18 protein-coding genes are annotated in these 20855 nt (G+C 42.4%); 10 read left to right on the top strand and 8 right to left on the bottom strand.

Annotated features, from left to right (window positions below):
• The first annotated feature begins 30 nt into the window (after positions 1 to 30).
• From kynU to GFC28_RS04760, 4 genes are read left to right on the top strand one after another with little or no spacing between them, the layout of a single operon-like run.
• Positions 31 to 1299: a kynureninase gene (gene kynU, locus GFC28_RS04775; RefSeq protein WP_044745437.1), complete on the top strand. Its 1269-nt coding sequence runs from the start codon at positions 31 to 33 to the stop codon at positions 1297 to 1299.
• A complete protein-coding gene (gene kynB / locus GFC28_RS04770) occupies positions 1296 to 1940 on the top strand; it encodes an arylformamidase (protein WP_044745436.1) in 645 nt (214 codons plus the stop codon). The genes kynU and kynB overlap by 4 nt, the downstream gene beginning before the upstream one ends.
• Before the next feature lie 20 nt (positions 1941 to 1960).
• A complete protein-coding gene (gene kynA, locus GFC28_RS04765) occupies positions 1961 to 2812 on the top strand; it encodes a tryptophan 2,3-dioxygenase (protein ID WP_044745435.1) in 852 nt (283 codons plus the stop codon).
• Between the two features lie 34 nt (positions 2813 to 2846).
• Positions 2847 to 3473 (top strand): LysE family translocator, encoded by a 627-nt coding sequence (locus tag GFC28_RS04760; RefSeq protein ID WP_044745434.1) that lies wholly within the window; start codon positions 2847 to 2849, stop codon positions 3471 to 3473.
• Between the two features lie 240 nt (positions 3474 to 3713).
• Here the strand turns inward: GFC28_RS04760 and GFC28_RS04750 are convergent, their stop codons facing one another.
• From GFC28_RS04750 to GFC28_RS04725, 6 genes are all read right to left on the bottom strand, one after another.
• The gene (locus GFC28_RS04750) at positions 3714 to 4643 is read right to left on the bottom strand and encodes a response regulator (protein WP_044745433.1); all 930 of its coding nucleotides are present in this window, start codon (positions 4641 to 4643) and stop codon (positions 3714 to 3716) included.
• On the bottom strand, positions 4643 to 5914 hold the full coding sequence (locus GFC28_RS04745; RefSeq protein WP_044745432.1) for a sensor histidine kinase: 1272 nt from the start codon (positions 5912 to 5914) through the stop codon (positions 4643 to 4645). The genes GFC28_RS04750 and GFC28_RS04745 overlap by 1 nt, the downstream gene beginning before the upstream one ends.
• A gap of 405 nt (positions 5915 to 6319) precedes the next feature.
• Positions 6320 to 6970 carry an amino acid ABC transporter permease gene (locus GFC28_RS04740; protein WP_044745431.1) on the bottom strand — a complete coding sequence of 217 codons (651 nt, stop codon included), beginning with the start codon at positions 6968 to 6970 and terminating at the stop codon, positions 6320 to 6322.
• Positions 6971 to 6996: 26 nt separating this feature from the next.
• Positions 6997 to 7650 carry an amino acid ABC transporter permease gene (locus GFC28_RS04735; protein ID WP_044745430.1) on the bottom strand — a complete coding sequence of 218 codons (654 nt, stop codon included), beginning with the start codon at positions 7648 to 7650 and terminating at the stop codon, positions 6997 to 6999.
• Between the two features lie 202 nt (positions 7651 to 7852).
• Positions 7853 to 8713: a glutamate ABC transporter substrate-binding protein gene (locus GFC28_RS04730; RefSeq protein WP_044745429.1), complete on the bottom strand. Its 861-nt coding sequence runs from the start codon at positions 8711 to 8713 to the stop codon at positions 7853 to 7855.
• Between the two features lie 23 nt (positions 8714 to 8736).
• The gene (locus GFC28_RS04725; RefSeq protein ID WP_044745428.1) at positions 8737 to 9465 is read right to left on the bottom strand and encodes an amino acid ABC transporter ATP-binding protein; all 729 of its coding nucleotides are present in this window, start codon (positions 9463 to 9465) and stop codon (positions 8737 to 8739) included.
• A 191-nt stretch (positions 9466 to 9656) separates the two neighbouring features.
• Here GFC28_RS04725 and GFC28_RS04720 point away from each other — a divergent pair, with 191 nt between their 5' ends.
• A complete protein-coding gene (locus GFC28_RS04720; RefSeq protein ID WP_044745490.1) occupies positions 9657 to 9911 on the top strand; it encodes a DUF1450 domain-containing protein in 255 nt (84 codons plus the stop codon).
• Between the two features lie 666 nt (positions 9912 to 10577).
• Here GFC28_RS04720 and GFC28_RS04715 read toward each other — a convergent pair.
• On the bottom strand, positions 10578 to 10910 hold the full coding sequence (locus GFC28_RS04715; RefSeq protein ID WP_044745427.1) for a hypothetical protein: 333 nt from the start codon (positions 10908 to 10910) through the stop codon (positions 10578 to 10580).
• 251 nt (positions 10911 to 11161) lie between these two features.
• Between GFC28_RS04715 and GFC28_RS04710 the strand changes: the two genes are divergently transcribed.
• Entirely contained in the window at positions 11162 to 12544 is a 1383-nt protein-coding gene (locus GFC28_RS04710; protein WP_044745426.1) for a methyl-accepting chemotaxis protein, read from the top strand.
• A gap of 102 nt (positions 12545 to 12646) precedes the next feature.
• On the opposite strand, the gene GFC28_RS04705 is transcribed toward GFC28_RS04710, so the two are convergent.
• Positions 12647 to 13951 (bottom strand): globin-coupled sensor protein, encoded by a 1305-nt coding sequence (locus tag GFC28_RS04705; RefSeq protein WP_044745425.1) that lies wholly within the window; start codon positions 13949 to 13951, stop codon positions 12647 to 12649.
• A 393-nt stretch (positions 13952 to 14344) separates the two neighbouring features.
• Between GFC28_RS04705 and GFC28_RS04700 the strand changes: the two genes are divergently transcribed.
• The 4 genes from GFC28_RS04700 (at position 14345) to GFC28_RS04680 (ending at position 20844) form a co-directional block, all read left to right on the top strand.
• Positions 14345 to 15784: an aldehyde dehydrogenase family protein gene (locus tag GFC28_RS04700; RefSeq protein ID WP_044745424.1), complete on the top strand. Its 1440-nt coding sequence runs from the start codon at positions 14345 to 14347 to the stop codon at positions 15782 to 15784.
• A gap of 291 nt (positions 15785 to 16075) precedes the next feature.
• On the top strand, positions 16076 to 16954 hold the full coding sequence (locus tag GFC28_RS04690) for an AraC family transcriptional regulator (protein ID WP_044745422.1): 879 nt from the start codon (positions 16076 to 16078) through the stop codon (positions 16952 to 16954).
• A 1039-nt stretch (positions 16955 to 17993) separates the two neighbouring features.
• Positions 17994 to 18998, top strand: a complete 1005-nt coding sequence (locus tag GFC28_RS04685; protein WP_044745421.1) for a substrate-binding domain-containing protein — start codon at positions 17994 to 17996, stop codon at positions 18996 to 18998.
• 46 nt (positions 18999 to 19044) lie between these two features.
• Entirely contained in the window at positions 19045 to 20844 is a 1800-nt protein-coding gene (locus GFC28_RS04680; protein ID WP_044745489.1) for a cache domain-containing sensor histidine kinase, read from the top strand.
• Positions 20845 to 20855 lie beyond the last annotated feature (11 nt).

The raw sequence follows: 20855 nt of genomic DNA, 5'->3' as shown, positions 1-20855 counted from the left end.
TTCAAACACAACAAACAAGGCGGTGGGAGAATGTATTCGCGAGAGGAAGCACGCCAGCTTGATCGGCTAGATAAGTTGGCATCGTATCGAAAGGAATTTTATCTTCAAGAAGGCACGATTTATTTGGATGGCAATTCACTTGGCTTGCTTTCACAACGCGCGGAACGGTCGTTGCTGGAAATTCTAGATTCATGGAAATCATACGGCATTGACGGGTGGACAAACGGACAACATCCATGGTTTTATTTATCAGAAGCATTGGGAGAGCGCATGGCTTATCTTGTTGGCTGCAAACCGGAGGAAGTAGTGGTTACAGGTTCCACGACGGTTAACCTTCATCAGCTTGTGGCTACATTTTATCAACCGACAGCTACAAGAACGAAAATTTTAGCCGATGAACTGACGTTTCCATCGGATATTTATGCATTAAAGAGCCAACTTAAGCTAAAAGGATACGACCCGAAGGAGCATCTCGTGCTCGTCAAAAGCAGGGATGGAAAAACCATCGAGGAGGCCGATTTGATTGAAGCGATGACAGAGGAGATTGCTCTCATTGTGCTGCCAAGCGTTCTTTATCGCAGCGGTCAGCTTTTTGACATGAAAACGCTCACAGAAGAAGCGCATAAACGTGGAATTATGATCGGATTTGATTTATGTCATTCCGTCGGCGCCATTCCGCATCAGCTCCATGACTGGGAAGTCGACTTTGCTTTTTGGTGCAATTACAAATATTTGAACGGCGGCCCAGGATGTGTGGCGGCCCTGTATGTTCACGAAAGGCATTTTGGGAGAGAACCTGGATTAAGCGGCTGGTTTAGCTCAAAGAAAAACAAGCAGTTTGATATGGAGCCGGACCTGACTCCTGAAGAGCATGCTGGCGCTTTTCAAATCGGCACACCACATATTTTAAGCACTGCTCCTCTGATTGGCTCTCTTTCTCTATTTTGCGAGGTAGGGATGGAGAACATTCGCCAAAAATCATTGCGACTCACCGAGTATATGATGGCGCTGATCGAGCGTGAATTGGCAAACTACGAATTTATGATAGGGAATCCAAGAGAAGATGAGCGCAGAGGAGGGCATGTTTATTTAGAGCATCCAGAAGCGGCGAGAATTTGCCAAGCGTTGAAGGCAGAAGGGGTCATTCCTGATTTTCGTAAGCCGAACGGGATTCGTTTGGCTCCGGTCGCATTATACAACACGTATGAAGATGTTTGGCAAGCGGTTCATATTTTAAAGGAGATTATGGAGAAAGAAAAGCATAAAAAATTTCCGAACGAACGGGGAGTGGTGGCATGACAAAAAAAACATCCTCTTCATGGATCGATATTTCACAGCCGCTTTCTCATTCGATTGCTCATTGGCCGGGGGACACACCATTTGCGTATGAGGTATCTTTTACAAAAGAACAAACGGGTTCAGTCAATATCGGAAAAATGACAACAAGCGTTCATATTGGCACACATGTCGATGCACCGTTTCATTTTGATGATCATGGTCAAAAAATAATCGATTTGGCGATCGATGTTTTTATTGGACCGGCGCGTGTGATTGATGTATCACCATTCTCCATTATTAATAGCGCTGTGCTGCAATCCTTCGATCTTTCCGGCGTTCAGCGTCTATTATTAAAAACAAATGTTCCGAACCAGCCAGAGCGGTTTCCTGAGTCGATTCCGCTGCTTGATCCAGATTTAGGCCCGTTTTTCAAAGAGAAAGGGATTGTGCTGCTTGGAGTGGATGTTCCGTCAGTCGATCCGCTTGACAGCAAAGATCTTAAGACGCACCATTCATTTGCCAAAAACGGTGTGCATATTTTAGAAAATGTAATGCTTGACCATGTCGAATGCGGCGACTATGAGCTTATCGCACTGCCGCTTCCGTTAAAGGATGCTGACGGAAGCCCGGTGCGCGCAGTTATTAAGCCGATGGCAACATAGATAAGAAGGGGGTTTCTATCATGCACAGTTCATCAGAAAGAAATCAAAAGCTAGCGGCGGAAAAAGGCATTCATACGGATTTTTTAAATAAAATGACCTATGGTGATTATTTGCAGTTGAATGCGCTTCTATCAAGCCAAAAGCGTCTGTCCGATCACCATGATGAAATGCTATTTATTATCATTCACCAAGTGAGTGAATTATGGATGAAACTGATTCTTCACGAACTAAAAGCAGCGATTCAAGCCATTGAACGGAATGAAATGGATCCAGCCTTTAAAATGCTGGCGAGAGTGTCGAAAATTCAGTCGCAAATCATTCATGCCTGGGACGTACTGGCGACATTGACTCCATCTGAATATATGGAGTTTCGCGATCAATTAGGACAGGCGTCCGGCTTTCAGTCTTACCAATATCGCATGATTGAGTTCGCTCTCGGTTACAAAACGGACTATATTTTAAAAATTTACGAGAAGGATCCAGTTTTGTATGAGGAGCTAAAAGAAGCGCTATATGCTCCAAGCATCTACGATGTCGCCTTAAAGGCGCTTGCGCGTGCTGGATTTGCGATTAATCCATCCCTTTTGGACCGGGATTATTCAGAGCCGTATCAAGAAGATTCGACGGTGGAAGCCGCTTGGTTAGATGTATATAAAAAGGTGGACCAATATTGGGAATTATATCAGCTGGCTGAAAAGCTCATTGATATTGAAGATTGGCTTCAGCAATGGCGGTTCCGGCATATGAAAACAGTGGAACGCATTATCGGGCACAAAATAGGGACAGGAGGTTCATCGGGTGTCACGTATTTAAAGAAAGTGCTTGATCATCGCTTCTTCCCTGAATTATGGAATATTCGCACAAAATTATAAGCAGGGGGGAGCGAGCAGAAAAGGAGTGGGGAATGTGGATTTGACGTTGATCCTATCTTTTTTAGGAGTCGCCGTTTTATTGACGCTTATGCCAGGACCGGATATTTTATTTGTGATCGCTCAAAGCCTTTCACAAAATAAGAAAGCGGGAATAGCCACAGCGTTTGGTCTATGCTCAGGACTCATTGTCCATATAACAGCCGCTACGCTCGGCGTTTCGGCATTGATTTATCAATCGGCTCTAGCATTCGCTGTTGTAAAATATGCCGGTGCTGCTTATTTGCTCTATTTGGCGTGGCAGGCGTGGCGCGAAAAGCAAGAAGGCTTTCATTTAGATAACCAGCAATCTTTAGAATACAAAGCTCTATACAAAAAGGGCATTTTGATGAATTTATTAAACCCGAAGGTCTCACTATTCTTTTTAGCGCTGTTGCCACAGTTCGTCAATAAATCGATAGGGCATGCAGCGCTGCAAGTGTTCATCTTGGGGCTGATCTTTCTGATCCAAGCTCTTGTTATTTTTGTCGCTGTCAGTGTGGGGGCTGAAAAACTGCGGCATGTGTTGCTTGTCCATTCATCGATCGCCAAGCGAATCAATCGGGTCAAGGCGGTATTATTGGGGTCTATTGGAATACAAATCGCATTTAGCAAACATAATTAATATTATGTTAACTATTAAAATGGCATTTACTTCAGAGTTTTAGAGGAGGGGGGATCACTGCTTTTTCCTGTGCCACTGAACTCGCTCGATCGCTTATGAACGTCTTGGTTTCATTTGTGCCTGCATTCAGTTGCGTTTCTTGTCCGCCAAGCGTTTTCAAAACTTCCTGAGGCGAATGCCTTAATGGATGATAGCCAAAGTTAAAATGGACTTTGGCTATCATTTTAGGAGCATAGACGTCTATGCTCCTTTTACTTCGATATAAAAAGCGGCTAAAAATTTCTTTACGTTAATCCGGCATTTCGTTGTTTTTTTGCCGGCTTCCAGCTCCTTCATGCGAAGGCGAATTTGCTTGAAATCAAATAAACGCGGCGCAAAATGCTCGAAGGTAGGGTTTGTATAGTCGGTTAATCCGAGTGAGGATAAATGGGTAAAAGCTTGAAAAATCATCCGGCGAACCCGTTGCTCCATCGCTTTAATTTCTTTTTGAAGGGATGGCTCCTCGTCTGAGCCGTGCAGCCGCTTGATAATTTGCCGATATAGCTCTTTTAACGGTGGCAAATCATGCATGGTCGCTCCTTTATGTTCCGCTTCAGCAAGCCATTGCATAATGTGCAACAAATCGGCCGCGCCCGATTCGCCAGCAATTCCTAATGTTAAAAGGAGTTGTTCAATTTTTTGCTCCAAGCTCGCTTTTTCATAACGAGCCGTATGCTGCGGCGGAGAAGGATACATGTCATGTTTTTTGCTTTGCTCCAAAGTGTGCAATAAACGGCGGATCGAATTCAGGGAAGAAACAGCCGCCATATAGTCGGCTACTCGTCTGAGAACCGAAATGACCTCATATCGATTAATCGGCTTGTGGATGTACGTATCAATTCCGCAAAGATAAGCCTGCCCGATCATTTCTTTATGCTCTACTTGTGAAATCATAATAAAAGGACCGGTAAATCCTTGCGCTTTTAATTTTTTGATGGTTTGTATCCCATCTAAGCCCGGCATCAAAAGATCAATCAAAATAACATCGACGGAATAGAGCTGATCGATTGATACATGCAAGCCATCCTCCGCTTGACCTACCACTTCGCCAAGTCCGCTTTCTACAATTATTTTTTCTAGCATTTTTCGGACAACAGCATCATCTTCAATAAGAAAAAAACGAAGGGACATCACACGGCTTCCTCCTTTCGCAGCAGCTGACTGCCTGGAATTCTGACTTGAAATTGTGTTCGGTTGTGTTCGTCAAATGTCAGTTGTATGTGCCCCTTAAAGCTATGAACAATTTCTTGCGCATGGGTCAATCCAATCCCGTTGGAAGGGTTGCCATTTTCATCATATTTTGTCGTAAATCCCGGCTGAAAAATCCAATCCTGATCCTCATCGGGAATTCCAGGACCTGAGTCAGTTACACGAAACACCAGTTCATTGTGCTCAAATTGCACATGAAGAGAGACCCATCCAGAATCTGGCACCGCCTCGACGGCATTGGCGACTAAATTGTTTAGGACTGAAAGAAGGGCGTATACATGATGGGTCGGTAAATCGATGTCACATGCTTCATGAAAATGAATCGATTTGCCGAGAAGTTCTGCGTATTTTTTGTTAGTGCGAATGACCATGCGGCAAAGCTCCTTGATCGGCAAATTCAATTCTGCTTGTTCTTGGCTAATCAGATCAGACAATCCGGCCAAAATTCGCTGCGAGTCCTTTTTGACTTCGTGAATATGCTCAGCGATATACAGGGCGGTGCCCGGCTCGGCTTGTTTAGACTCCATCAACTGTGTATACAGCTCATAACTTTTGTGCGTAATCTCCTCTAAATGGCTCATCGATTTTCGCAGATAGAATGCTTCTTCATAAAGGCTTGTATTAATCATGACAAGGCGTTCCAGCTCTTGTCTTCGCGCTTCCCCTAAAGCCCGCATATGCTGAATGGTTAAAATGTTATATAGTCCTATTACACAGAAGCTTCGCAAAATTGCAAACAAAAGCAGCATAAAAACGGTTTCGTGTGCGATGGTGAAAGATTCACCAAGCAGCTGACGAATGAACAGTTCTACGATATTAGCTGTAAAATCAATCGCTGCCCCAAGCACTCCGACGTGGATAGGGTGGTCCAGATGCTGGCGGAATTTTGTCATATATACAAGCCAAGCAAAGAAAATGTAATAAATGCCTGCAGGCAAATGAATCAATAAGCTATCAGCCAATGGCTGCTGTTTGGTTAACCAATCAATCATTACGCGAAAGGCGGTGACAAACACCCCAACACAAAAGCCAGTCAGACATAGAGGAATCGTACGAAGCCAAACAAGTCCAAAGAAAAAAGCGACACTTCCTAAAGAAAATCGGAAAGAACTGGAAAATGGATTTACTTTCATCTCTCCAAGAAAAGCTGTAGCAGAGATGAGAAGCAATAAGGTTAAAATTCGTTCACGCATCGTGTTCCCCTCTGTCTATCAGGAAATCTTCTCCCATTCTATCATATTATTATACAATAAAAGGGTATTAAGAAAATGTATGGATTTCTTATCATTATATTTTATATAAAACTAAATGGATTTTCCAATCTGTTTCATAGGATGAAGAATCGTCTTTTTTATGCTCAGCATTTCGAGTGACAGAAAACGTTTCCGATGGGAGAAGAGTGGAGAAGTCGGCCGTATAAATTTAAAGATTGAACGAACGATGTCTGTGAATCTATGGTTGAAGGGCATGCCTATAGCATGCCCGGTAGGCAAGCAAACCCGCTTGTTTATTTCAGCAAAAAAAAGCAAGCAATCCCGTACTGTTCATTGAGTTTTACTGGATGATCAACACTCCTGATTCTTCATTCTTTCTTTTATTTATCGGTGCTTATATTCGAGCTTTCGCGAAAGCAGTGATAATGAATAATTCACGACAAAATACATGATAGCGACGAGCAAGAAGATCGGAATGACATAATTAACATTTCTTCCGTTAATGATTTGAGCATGATTCATTAATTCAGGAAGGGCAATGACAACAGCTAGCGATGTATCCTTCAATAAAGAAATAAATTGTCCGACAATGGGCGGCACCATGCGTCTTAACGCTTGGGGAAGGACAATATGCCATAGCGTTTGCAAATACGTCAGCCCTGATGATCTCGCTGCCTCAATTTGCCCTTTTTCAATGGAATTTAATCCGCTTCTCACAATTTCTGATAGCATAGCTGATTCGAAGATAACAAGCGCCAAAATCGCGGCATAAAGCTTATCGAGCTTAAAGCCGATCTCAGGAAGAGCGAAATAAGTAAAGAAAATAATCAATAATAACGGCAAGTTGCGGATGACCTCAACTAGGATTGCGAGAATGTGGGAAACGACAGGAATCTGCCCATAACGCAATATCCCAACGATAATGCCGATCGCAAAGCTAAGCGCAATAGAAATAAAAGCTACTTCAAGCGTGACGGCAAATCCTTCAAGTAAAAATTTTAAATGAACTGGAGAATAGGCGCCGATAAAGTCCATTTCTCACCCCACCTTTTTCTATTATCTTATCGACTTCTTGCTAAGCGGCGTTCAAGCGCGCCAACGCCTAAGCTAAGCGGAATGGTTAATACTAGATAAAACATGGCAACAAAAATATAGACGTCAAAAGTGACAAACGTTTCAGAGGAAATTAAATCACCAAAATACATCAGATCTAACCCTGCAATAACGCCTAGAACAGAAGAGTTTTTAACGAGATTGATAAATTGGTTGCCCATAGGCGGTATGACAATTTTAATAGCTTGAGGCAAAATCACATGCCACATGGCTTGCAAATAAGTTAATCCCGATGATCGTGCAGCTTCCATCTGTCCTTTTGGCACAGAAAGGATCCCGGCACGGATGACTTCGGCGATAAAGGCAGCTGTGTAAACGGTTAATCCCAATGTTCCGGCGGTGAAGGAGTCCAAACGAATGCCAAGAGACGGCAACCCGACGAAAAATACAAACACAATTAAAATGAGCGGGATATTGCGAATAAATTCAACATATGCCGCTCCAATCCAATTCAATGGACGCACCGGCGCAATGCGAAAGATGGCCATCACCGTTCCAATAAGTAAACTGCCGATTAGGGCAAGAACACTGGATTTTATCGTATGAAGAAACCCTTGCATATACAGATCCCAATGTTCGATTAAAATTGAATAATCAGGCATGATTGCACCTCCTCGTTATGCTTGGTACAAGGTTGTTTTTGATATACGAATAGATGGCAAGCTAGGCTTTTGTCGCACAATTCGCGTGGCAGAAGGAGAGTTTGTGGCTTGGCTTGTTGTCTGCATTCGCTCTGTTGCCAAATGGTCTTTCTATAGAATAGCAGATGAGCGGAATATGCCCGCTCATCCGTTCAAATGGCTATTATTGCTTTGGCTTTTCTCCAATCCATTTTTCATAGATTTTATCGTATTCGCCATTCTCCTTAATTTCGCGCAAATATTCGTTAATGAGATCGACAAACTCTTTGTCTCCTTTACGCACTGCAATTCCGTAAGGCTCTTCAGAAAATGTCTCATCCACAACCCGGAAATTCGGATCCTGTTTCGCCATGCCAAAAAGCAATGCATTATCGGTTGTGAGGGCATCGCCTTGTCCAGCTTTTAATGCTGTAAAGGCTTCCGCATAATTTTCAAACTCCAAGACGGTTGCTTCTGGAGCCTTGGCGCGAATATTTTGCGCAGAAGTGGACCCTTTTGCGGTTAAAACGGTAACTCCTTTTTTGATATCTTTTATTCCATTAATCTTACTGTTCTTTTTGACAAGCAAGGATTGTCCAGCCATAAAATAAACATCAGAAAAATCGACTTCCTTTTTCCGGTCTTCTGTAATCGTCATCGTAGCGATGATGGCATCAATTTCGCCATTATTTAACATCGGAATTCGCGTTTTCGATGTTACTTCTTTTAATTCAATTTTATTTTCATCACCGAGAATTTTTTTGGCGAGACCCTTGGCGATGTCAATATCAAAGCCTTCTACTTCACCAGTTTCCGGATTTTTTAACCCGAAAAGATTCAAATCATATTTTACTCCGACGACGAGCTTTCCTCTTTCTTTAATCTTGTCTAGGGTGCTTTGAGCTGATTCTGTTTGCTTCGATCCGTCTCCTTTGCTGTCTGTGGATGCTGTTTCACTGCTGTTGCAGCCGGCTAAAGCGAATAAACAGAGTATGGCTGCTAATACAAGTCCGCTTCCTTTTTTCCACATTCTTTTGGCTTTCATAAAAATTCCCCCCTATTTGTTGTCTAATGACTAAGAATACGGCTCAGAAACAAGCGAGCTCGCTCCTCGCGCGGATGGGCAAAAAATTCTCCCGGCGAGGCCTCTTCGAGAATTTGCCCTTTGTCCATAAAGACAATTCGGTCTGCCACTTCACGAGCAAACCCCATCTCGTGCGTAACAACGACCATAGTCATTCCTTCTGTAGCCAATGTTTTCATTACATCTAGCACTTCGCCAATGGTTTCGGGATCCAGCGCTGATGTCGGTTCGTCAAACAGCATAATTTTCGGCTTCATGGCGAGGCCTCTGGCAATGGCGACCCGCTGCTGCTGACCGCCAGATAATTCAGCGGGATAAGCGTTTGCTTTATCTGGAATCCCCACTTTTTCGAGATAATACATAGCGGTTTCTTTTGCTTCTTTTTCTGAAACGCCTAAAACTTTAATAGGTGCGAGCGTAATATTTTGCAATACAGTTTTATGCGGATATAAGTTAAAATGCTGGAAGACCATGCCGATATTGCGGCGAAGCTTATTAATGTCGACATTTTTGTCATTCACCTTCACACCGTCGACGATTAATTCGCCGCTTGTGATCGTTTCAAGACGATTAATGCAGCGGACTAAGGTGCTTTTTCCTGAGCCAGATGGACCGATAATGACGACAACTTCTCCTTGTTCAATGGAAAGATTGATATCTTTTAGAACGTGGAAGCTGCCGTAATGTTTGTTCACTTGGCGAAAATGAATCAATGATTTCCCCCCTTTAAAATGATTTTGAAAAATTTATTTTTTTCTGAATAGACTATAAAGGACAATCTACTGAAATCTACAAAAAACAACGAGAAAAAATAATTTTGTTGTTTCGCGATGAAAATTTTTTGGTATCATGAGAGTAGGTGAAAATGATAATTTTTATCATTACGGAGGTTTGGAAGGCAGAAATGAAGAAGATCTGTTTTTGTAAGAAAAATAAGTTTGAATCAAAACAGCTTTATGTGTTTTTAAAAGATACCTATAAAAACATTAAAATTAAGCGCAAAGACTGTTTAGGAAAATGCAAGACATGCAAACGCTGTCCATTTGCATTGATTGATAAAGAGGTGGTAAGATGCAGCACGGTGGATGAATTGTACGGCGAAGTTCAACAGCGCCTGATTCAAGATTGGCGGAAAATTCGCGCAAAATCCGCGCAATGATCGATTGGCTATTTCATTTAAAAGCTGACGGCAGTGGCGCGATAAAAGGGTAGAGAGAAAAGATGGAAAAAGCGTCATATTTATATGGCGTTGTATCGAAGATGAATCGCTGATGGAAACCAGGACCAATGTATTGGTTCTTTTTTTTATGTTGGACTTGGTGGGCGATGCAATCGATTCATGGATTATCCTTAGGCGGTAATCGGTAGGAGAAAGGTATAAAAACTCATGGTCAGAACACAAGTCTGTACATGTGACTTTCAACCGGAGAAAATGGGGCATGCCCTTGCTCATATCAAATATCGATGAATCACAAGTTTCATCTATCAGCGCTTTGCGTGTCGTGGCTAACGAGTTCCGTGGGGAGGAAAAGTCTTTTTATTGGATTTTGCGAACCCATTAACGAAAAGGATTCCTGTGAAGGGTTTTTATTTAATAAAATCATGTGAATTCAGTTAGAAAAACGTCAGCAAACCTGGGGGTAGAAGGAGTTTAGACCATGCAAAGATGGAGGATTTGTTTTTAGTATATTCCCGTCATCAAGCGGTTATTTTGACATGTATCACAACGGTTAAGAAGCAAATGGTTAATCAAATAACGTATAGAAAAACCTCCCGCCTCTTTCATAAAAGGCAGGAGAGATTTTGCGCGGAATAAGAGGGATTGCTAAGACGATTGGTTATTTGTCGGCGTGCTCGCTTGGTTTTGTGTAAGCTCCTGTGAAAGCTCCACCGTTGCTAAACTCGGCTGTTTCATTCCTTGATTTCGGTTCATTAAGCTGTTCATTTTATTCATGGCTTGTTGAAGTGGCTGTTTGAGGGAAAATGCAGAGATTCGAGCTTTTCTCCTATTCAAAACAGCCGTTAACGCCATTCCTAAACCGAAGCTCAGAATGCTCCAAGTCGCTGTGCGGTTATTGTTTCGCCGCCCCATTAGACGTAATGCTTGCTTCCACATCTTGCGATTACGTCCGAAATTGAATAGACGTAACAGGTTCATTTTGTTTACACTCCTCTTTCGTCAATATATACAAACGGTTAAATGAATCGGTTTAAACAGTTATTAATGTGTACGAATTAAGCGAAATCATGTATGGAAAAGAATAGTGGATCATCAGTGAGACAGGAAGGCTCATCGAGTGATGGAAAATGGATACCAAAAAAATAAAGAATATTCAAAAAAAGATTCAGTTGTTTTTTGAATCAATGTTATAATTTTGTTATAAAATATAACATCGAAGGAGAGATTGTATGTTTTTATTAAAGCGGCGTTTGAAAGAAAACGGTTTGTTACATCATTCCGGTGAAGCGGATAATCGACATGTTATGGGACAGATCCAGGTAGCAGCTGATCAGTTAAAAGGAATTATTGAACAAATGAAGCTGGCTGCCCATTCTCTCGATGAAACATCTTCGTCCAGCAAGGAAAGCACAGTTGGATTAACGGCACACCTTGAAAAAACAGTGAATGATGTGTTAAGTGTGGCGGAAAAAATAAAAAAAATCGAAGCGGCGGCTGTGCAGATTTCTGCTGTTTCCCAAGAAATTCATTCCAGCAGCCAATTGTTTTATGAAGAGCTGGCCCGTTCATGGGAGTCGCTCAAAAAATTACAGGAAGAAATGGCGGAACTTCGGAGCAGTCATCAAATGCTGCTGCGGCAAATGGATAGCCTCGTCAATCGATCGCAGGAAATCAATCAAATTCTTTCAACGATCGGTGCTATTTCACAAAGAACGAGCATTTTGGCATTAAACGCCAACATTGAGTCGGCGCGAGCAGGGGAGCACGGCAAAGGGTTTTCGGTAGTAGCCAATGAAGTCGGAAATTTAGCTGGACAAACATCAAAAGCGGTTGAACAAACGCGGGAAATTTTATCATTGATCCAAAAAGAAATTGCTTTATCGACAGACATGGTGAAAAAGGAGACGGAACAAATTGAACATGGCTCAAAAGAAATGACGGATGTGCTTTACATTCTTGATACATTTAAGGGGAAGCTAAGCGGAATTACAGGCATGGTATCGGATTCGACACAAGCGGTAGAGGCACAAACGGAAAGCATTCAAGAAATCGCGTTATTGCTTGATGAAATCTCCAATATGTCGGTAGCAAATAAAGAATATGCTCAGACAGTAGCAAAGGATATGGATCGTCAGCACCAAAATGTCCAGCAAATCATGCGAATCAATGAAGCTTTAGAGCAAACTTCCAACGAATTGCAAGGCATGATGAAACAAGATCATGCGATAACGATTGCTTCTCTTGATGAACAAATGATCGAAGAAGCGAAAAAGCAGCTGTTTACGTTTTTGCAGACGTGCCCATTATATAAACTGGACGAGCGGCAGCACCAAAAATATTTGAACGAATTTTTGCGCTCTCATTCTAATATTGAAGCGGTCTGGTCGAATCGTTTAGATGGGACCTTCGTTTATTCCAATCCTCCCGCAGGGCTTGTCAACGCGAAGGCACGTCCTTGGTTTATCGAGGCAAGCAAAGGAAACACGTTTATTTCAGACGTTTATATCTCAGCGTTAACGAAGAAGCCGTGCCTGACGATTTCTGCGCCTATTTTGCATCAGCAGCAAATTGTCGGTGTAGTAGGTGTGGATTTATCAGTGTCGGTCATATAGGAAAAAGCCCCGTTATTCGAAGCGTAGGTTCGGGTAATCGGGGCTTTGGCTGCCAGATGGCGGAGCGCACCGATATCTTTCGGTAGCACCGATCCGGCTTCTCTACAGATCACAGGCCACTTTCTCCACCTGTTCAGCAGATGCAGCGACATCGGCGATGGCTTGGCTCATTTCTGACACAACATGAACGTATTGTTTCATTTCGTGATCAATGCGTTGATTTTGTTCACGAATTTGCTTTAAGGACAAGCCAAACTCATTGAAAAATTGATTGATTTTCTCCATATCATCTGTACCTTCAGCAATTAATGAAGCCATGGCATCCAATGATTGCGAGATCGTATGAACCTTTGAGTTGAGCTCGTTTAAAATGTCCGCTACACTCGAAACCGATTGTTTCGTTTGCGAGGCAAGGTTGCGAACTTCGTTGGCAACGACCGCAAACCCTTTTCCGTGCTCTCCGGCCCGGGCAGCCTCAATCGAAGCGTTAAGCGAGAGCATATTGGTTTGGTCGGCGATGGCTGTGACAAGGCTGTTGATATTTTCAATCTTCGCAGCTGATTGTTGGAGGCTATGTACTTCCGTCTGAATTTTTTTCATCATCTGTTGAAAATTACGAATCGTTGATTGCTGGCGCTGTAGTTTTTCTTGGCCTTTGACCGATTGTTGTTCGCTCGTATCGGCAATTTGAACGGCTTCTTTAGCAAATTGCAAAATATCCTTGGCTTGAGTTGTTAATCCATCAGCCGAGGAGCTGACTTCGCTTGATACAGTAGAAAGCTCTTGAACCATCGCTTTGAGCTGTTCTTTCATTTCATTTTTTATTTGCTCCATTTGCATCCGGTTTCTTTCGTTTGCTTTTTCATATTCCTCTAACACAATTTGCTGTTCAAGGCTTAGTACTTTGGTTATCGATTGAGTGGCTTCCATTAGCGCATGCGGCTCAGAAATATGAGGAGAAATGACGTCTAATAGAGCCAACAGCAATTGCTGAAAGGCGCACATATACCATTTTGGGAGAAGCTGGATACGCAAATGGGCGATCGCAATGCGCGTGCGTTTCGCGATGAACTCATCATCAATTCTTCCGCTGAACATTTCAATGACATGGACCTTTAACGTTTGTTTTAATTGTTCAACAGAGCTGTGCTGTTGAATAATGGCGAGCAGTGAAGGCTCTGTTTGAAGCACATCATAGAAGCGGGTGACAATGGCATCGATTTTTTCTTCAATAAACGGCTTTAACGCTTGAAGTATGGCCAGATCCCGTTCGGTTAGCGCAACCATTTCGATTTGTTTGTTAATAGAAGGATTCTGAAGACGGACCAGCCTAGTTGGAACGTTTGGATTAATATGGATTGTGCTGGCGGGCTGCTCCTTTTTTCTCATAAAAATTGAAAAACTCATGTGTGCTCGCTCCCTTTATAACTATAATAAATGTAAAAATAGTATAAATATACTATAAAACATGATCCGAAAGGAATAAGCAAACGGGGCTTTCTGCCGATGAACTCAATGATTGGTGAATGGATGTTTGAGAAGTAAACGTTTACTTATTTCGATTGTAATTGTACAACACCTATTGAAAATAGTGAATAAAAAGATGAAAGAGAAAATGTGAGGTTAAAAATTGCCTATATCCTTAGAAGTGGAGAATCATCAACAGCAGGACTTTTCCGTCAAAAAGACGAATAAAGATAATGGTGGTTGTGTTAGCATGTTATGGCTATTGAGGAGAACGGAAAGGGTGTTAGAGGCAACCTGTCGTTTGTGCAATCAAAAGGAAAGGGTGGGAGTACGATGAAAACGACTTTTGAAAAAAAGAAGCTATATATTGATGGGGAGTGGGTGGAAGCAAGAGCGTATACGACATTGCGGTCTCCTTATTCTGGCGAGGCGCTTGCCGAAATTCCAGCTGCGACGGAGGAAGAGGTTCGTTTAGCGATTGCGGCTGCATATGAAGCGCGGGGAAAAATGAAGCAAATGCCAGCCTACCAACGAGCGGCTATTTTAGAAAAGGTGGCGTCACTTTTGCAGGAGCGTTCAGAGGAGGCAGCGCAAATCATCGCGACAGAAGCTGCGAAGCCGCTGACAACGGCAAAAGCGGAAGTGGCCCGCACCATTCAAACCTATAAATTTGCTGCGGAGGAAGCGAAGCGTATTCATGGTGAAACCATCCCGTTAGATGCGGCGCCGGGTGGGGAAAACCGAATCGCATTTACGACGAGAGAGCCGATTGGAGTCATCGGGGCGATCACTCCTTTTAACTTCCCAATGAATCTTGTTGCGCACAAGCTCGGACCGGCCTTTGCCTCCGGAAATACGGTCGTATTAAAGCCGGCAAGCCAAACTCCGCTTTCGTCCTATTTGATTGCTGAGCTGTTTGAAGCTGCGGGACTGCCAAAAGGAGCGCTCAATGTAGTAACGGGAAGCGGCCGAACTGTAGGCGATCAGATCGTCACGGATCCCCGCGTCAGTATGGTGACATTTACGGGAAGCCCAGAGGTAGGGATTGGCATTCGCAATAAGGCCGGGCTTAAGCGTGTGACGCTGGAGCTTGGATCGAATTCGGCCGTCATTGTCGATGAACAAACAGACATCGACCGGATGATCCCGCGCTGTGTCTTTGGGGCTTTCTCTTTCCAAGGGCAAGTGTGTATTTCCCTTCAGCGCATCTATGTTCATGAAAAACGATATGACGAATTTGTAGAAAAATTTATTGCAGCTGCTCAGCAGTTAAAAATCGGCGATCCGCTTGATGCTAGTACAGATGTCTCAGCATTGATTACACCTCAAGATGTCGAGCGGTCATTGCAGTGGATTGAAGAAGCGAAACAAAGCGGTGCGACAGTAGCAATCGGCGGAGAGCGGCAAGGAAATATTTTGCTGCCGACGGTCATTTTAAATGCAGCGCCTACGTTGAAAGTATCGTGCTATGAAGTGTTTGCGCCGATTGTTTTGATTAATAAAGTTTCATCTATTGATGAAGCGATTGAATTGGTCAATGATTCACGTTACGGTTTGCAAGCCGGCATCTATACAGATAATGTCCATGTCGCGTGGGAAGCAGCAGAAAAGCTGCATGTCGGCGGAGTGCTTGTCAATGATATTCCGACGTTCCGGGTGGATCATATGCCATATGGAGGCGTCAAAGAAAGCGGATTTGGCCGTGAAGGCATCCGCTATGCAATCGAAGAAATGACAGAGTTAAAACTTGTGGTTTTCAATCGCAATCAGTAAGGAGAAACCGTGCCGCTTCTTTTAGACGGCACGGTTTTTTTGCTTAAAAAGCGGTAGGACAGCTTGCTTGATAGCAGGTTTGAATGAATGCTTGTATTGGCTTCCATATTATAACCATGGGAAAAAAAGAGCGAAGCTCGATCGATTTTGGCGGCTCTGAACATGATCAGCCGTGTCTGCAGCGAAAAGGGGACAATGGATCCATCCGGGAAGCTCCCTGCATGATTGGGCACGAAATGTCGGACGGCGTTCCTTCATTCCTGTTATTCTATGGTCAAGGAGGTCATCAAGATGGATTTGCTTAAGAATATGAACGAAGCGATGAAGTACATTGAAGCCAATTTGACGGCAGAAATTGATTTTAAAGAAGCAGCAAAGCTGGCACTTTGCTCAGAATACCATTTCAAAAGGATGTTTTCTTTTCTTTCGGGGATTCCGTTATCCGAATATATCCGGCGCCGACGTCTGACGCTTGCCGCTTTGGAGCTCAAGGAGAGCAAGGCAAAGATTATTGATATAGCCCTGAAATATGGATACAGCTCCCCGGATTCATTTGCCCGAGCATTTCAAGGGCTGCATGGGATCACACCATCGGAAGCTAGGAATGGCGGCTGTTCATTGAAAGCTTATCCGTCCATGACCTTCCAGTTATCTGTAAGAGGAGGAAATGAAATGAACTATCGCATTGAAGAAAAAGGACCGTTTCGCATCGTTGGCATCATGAGACGAGTTCCGCTGATTTTTCATGGAGTCAATCCGGAGATTGCCTCCATGTGGAAAAGCTTAGATGATGACACAATCAATGAGTTGAAGCGGCTTTCAAATGTGGAACCGTTAGGGCTGCTTAGCGCCTCTGTGAACTTTTCTGAGGGAAGAATGGAAGAGAAGGGAGAATTGGACCATTATATTGGCGTGGCGACAACGAAAGAATGCCCAGATCATCTAACGAAGCTTGAGGTTTCTGCCTCGACATGGGCTGTATTTGAAGTAGTGGGACCTTTTCCCCAAGCATTGCAAGAAGGATGGGGACGTATTTATTCTGAATGGTTTCCTTCAACCCATTATGAAGCGGCTGAGGGGCCGGAAATTTTGTGGAATGAGAATAAAAATATCCACTCGCCCACTTTCAAGAGCGAAATATGGATTCCCATCTCAAAAAAATCCATATAATTGAAGTGAGGGAATAAACGGTGATAAATTTTCATGAGGAAAATTTATCACCGTTGAATGTGTCAGCTTTCTTTATTGATGAGCGAAAGTATTTCCAGAGCTTTGAGGTTAACGTTGGGAGTTTAATCAGGCGTCTGCCGAAACAACGGCCTCATCAATACGGTGGAAAAGCAACGCATTCGAACCTTTACCACTCGTTTTCATGATGAAGGAAAATCCACAAATTTCTCTTTATTTCGTCGCCTGGGCCATCGGTAAGTTGTATGTAAAAAATGAGCTGTCCTAAACAGCTCATTTTTTTGATTCGGAATATGTTTGCTTGAGAGATGGCTCCCTCCAAATCAAAAGGATTCTTCACGTTTCTTCCTAAAGCTACATCGTAAACGATTTGAAATTCAATAGTTAACTATTATCTATTCATGGTACAATAAAATTGTACGAACAAAAAATATGTGGATTTTATGTTTTATAAGGAGACGGAAATGGACGAATTTTCTATTTTGTTTATTGATGCGTACAAATTAAAGCGAATGCGAAACCATATTTTTGCTTTGGATTTATTTAGCGCCTGATCGCTACATTTATAAAAGCCTGTGACCATATAAATATACCGAAAGTTTCCTAATCTAGACATATATTTTTGGAATTTCAACTATAAAGCGTTTCAAACGGTTCTTTTGCCTTATTGAAACGCCTTACTTATCTGGATTTTTCAATTTGAACGATATGAGGAGGGATTCCAGAGATCAGAATTAAAAGCTCACGTGAAAAGGGGGGATTGATCACGCTGAGGGACAAGTGTTCATGCATCAATCTAGATCTGTATAGTTGCATTTGATGCTCGACTAGCATCACGGGTAATGAGAAGGTTAGACTTCTAGCCGATTCGAATCGGCAGAATCTTTTTTTCGACTGTTGGATTTTCAAAGTGGATTTTTTCTATCTTTTAGACCCTGATCCAATTTTAGAAAAAGGGTGGAACGAATCAAGTTGTATCATGTTTTAACATCCTATGGTGACAATAGACAGGGGGATTGCCATGAAAAAATTGTTATTGGTTTATGTTTTTTTAATCGGTGTCTTTCTCATTTATGTATATAACTATCATTTGCAAGCTTCCCGTATTCGGACTGTTAATCAAGAAGAGCAAACTTTACAAGGAAAAATCGAGGAGACGTATGTAATGGTCACTTTTTTATCTGGAATTGACTATTGGAAAAATTGTTTAAAGGGATTTGAGGATGCGGCTCAAGCACTCAATGTTTCAGTAGAGTATCGGGGGGCGACACAATATGACGTAAATGAACAGGTGACGGTGCTTGAGCAAGTAATTGCCAAAAAACCAGCTGGCATTGCGATTTCTGCAATAGATCCAAATAAACTGACTGGAACGATTAATAAAGCTGTGGAACAGGGAATTCCAGTTGTATTATTCGATTCCGATGCTCTTTCTAGTAAAGCGTTTTCATTCCTAGGAACGAATAATTATAATGCCGGAGTGACAGCGGCGCATAAAATGGCAGAGCTGTTAGGAAAAAAAGGGAAAGTAGCGGTTATTACGCTTCCCAATCAGTTAAATCACCAACAAAGGACAAAAGGGTTTATTGAAACGATTGATAAAGAATATCCGGAAATGGAAGTCGTAACAGTAAAGGATGGGAAAGGAGATGCCCTTGCCTCGAAGCAAGCCGCTCTAGAGCTGTTAAAACAATATCCAGAGCTATCAGGTATTTTTGTTACCGAGGCCAATGGAGGAGTCGGAGTGGGTGAAGCCGTTGCATCGTTTGCAACAGCGAAGAAAGTAAAAATTATTAGCTTTGATACCGATAAACGAACATTGGATATGGTGAAACAAGGAATGATAGAAGCCACATTGGCTCAAGGAACATGGAATATGGGATATTGGTCATTGCAATTTTTATTTCACCTTCACCATCGCTTAACTCCTTCTTTGCCATCTGGCTATCCTTTATTGCCTGCGTATATGGACACTGGAATTACAGTTGTAACGAAAGAAAACGTGGATAGCTTTTATGCGAAATAAGGGAAAGAATGCGGATGCTAGAAATGAGGGATCAGGATTGAAGCAAATGAAATATTTTCAGATTAATAATGTACCTATTCGCTATAAGCTGATTTTCCTTTTTTTATTCATTATCATTTTTCCCTCCATCGGACTTGGGAGCGTAACAGGTTGGACAGTTGATCGGATTATTGATCGGCAAATTAATCAAAATACACTTCAAGTGATTAACCAAGTGAATCGAACGCTCGAGTTTTACTTGAATAATATGCAAAATATTACCTATTTAACAGCATTTAATCCAGAAATAAAAAAGTTTTTAGAAGGAAACGAGAGGATGCAAGGAATTGGTGAAACGAGCGATGAATATCGAATTCGTCAATTTCTGCGCGGATTAACAACATTGTATCCTGAAGTTGCGGGTATTCTTGTTGCTAATCATAAAGGAGAGTATATCAGCAACGAAATGTATACCCGTTCAGCTAAGCCGCTCACAGAGGAAGGATGGTATCAGGAGGCTGTACAAAATAAAGGCATTTTTAAAATTATTGGCCACCCGGAGAAACGTAATGTAACAACACACACGAATTATAAACGAGAGGAAGTGGTGTCAGTTGTTAGAGCCGTTTTAAATCCAGAAACTCAGCAGGTAGAAGGAGTGATTTTAATCGACCTAAAGCTGCGTGTTATTGCGGAAGCCGTGAAAAGTGTTCGTTTAGGAAAATCAGGATACTTAATGGTTATCGATCATCGCGGCGAAAATATTTATTCACCTGCCCATCCGCTTATCGCGAATATCCCGGCTCAATGGCTTGGCAATCGGGATTCCGGAACATTTAGCAAGAAGGTAGATGGACAATATTTGCAATTTATTTATCAGCGTTCACCGTTTACAAGCTGGACAACGATTGGGGTCTTCTCCAATCAAGAATCAGCGTTAGAAATCATGGAAATCCGTTTTTATGTCACTTGTTTTGTATTTTTGGTCTGTCTTATTGGTATCGGCGCTTCTTACTATTTGGCTCATTCGCTATCACGACCGATCAGACAATTGATCTCATTTATGAAAAAAGTAGAGGGAGGCGATTTAACGAGCCGCTATCACAGTGTTCGTGCAGATGAAATCGGTATGTTAGGAAGAAGTTTTAATCGAATGCTCGATCAAATCCAAAAATTCATTTCTCTTGTAGAGTGGAAGGAACGACAAAGATGGGAAGCGGAGCTTCGGAGCTTGCAGGCGCATATTAAACCTCATTTTCTTTACAATACGTTAGATACGATTCATTGGCTGGCTAGAAAAAGAGGAGCGGAGGATGTAGCCCAAGTAGTGGAAGCGTTGTCAAAGCTATTTCGCATCGGATTAAGCAAAGGAAGGGATATCATTTCATTTGCGGAAGAAATGGAACATATTCAAAGCTATTTAAGCATTCAAAAAACGAGATATCGAGACAAGTTGAACTATACATTTGACATCGCTTCTAACGTTCAAGATTTATATATTTTAAAGCTTGTCTTGCAGCCGATAGTAGAAAATGCGATTTATCACGGTATCAAGCAGCGGAGAGGACCTGGCCATATTTTGATTCAAGCTGAGGAACAGGATGGAAAGCTGATCATTCGCATTCATGATGATGGTGTCGGAATGTCAAAAGAATTATTGTCATCTTTGCGTGAAGACTTAACGGTTGATTTTACGGCTCGTGACAAAGAAAAGGAGATAGGAAAGGTGCAGGGATATGGAATGTTGAATGTGCAAGCGCGAATGCAATTAACCTTTGGGAGTACTTACGGTTTATGGATCGACAGTGAAGAAGGAAAAGGAACGACCGTGACGATGATCCATCCAATTGTTAGACAAGCGATGTAGGAGGAAAGAGA

Source organism: Anoxybacillus sp. B2M1, assembly GCF_001634265.1.
In the GTDB taxonomy this organism is placed as follows: Bacteria; Bacillota; Bacilli; order Bacillales; family Anoxybacillaceae; genus Anoxybacteroides; species Anoxybacteroides rupiense.
The sequence above is the reverse complement of the archived record's forward strand: the minus strand, read 5'-3'. Positions and strand labels throughout refer to the sequence as shown.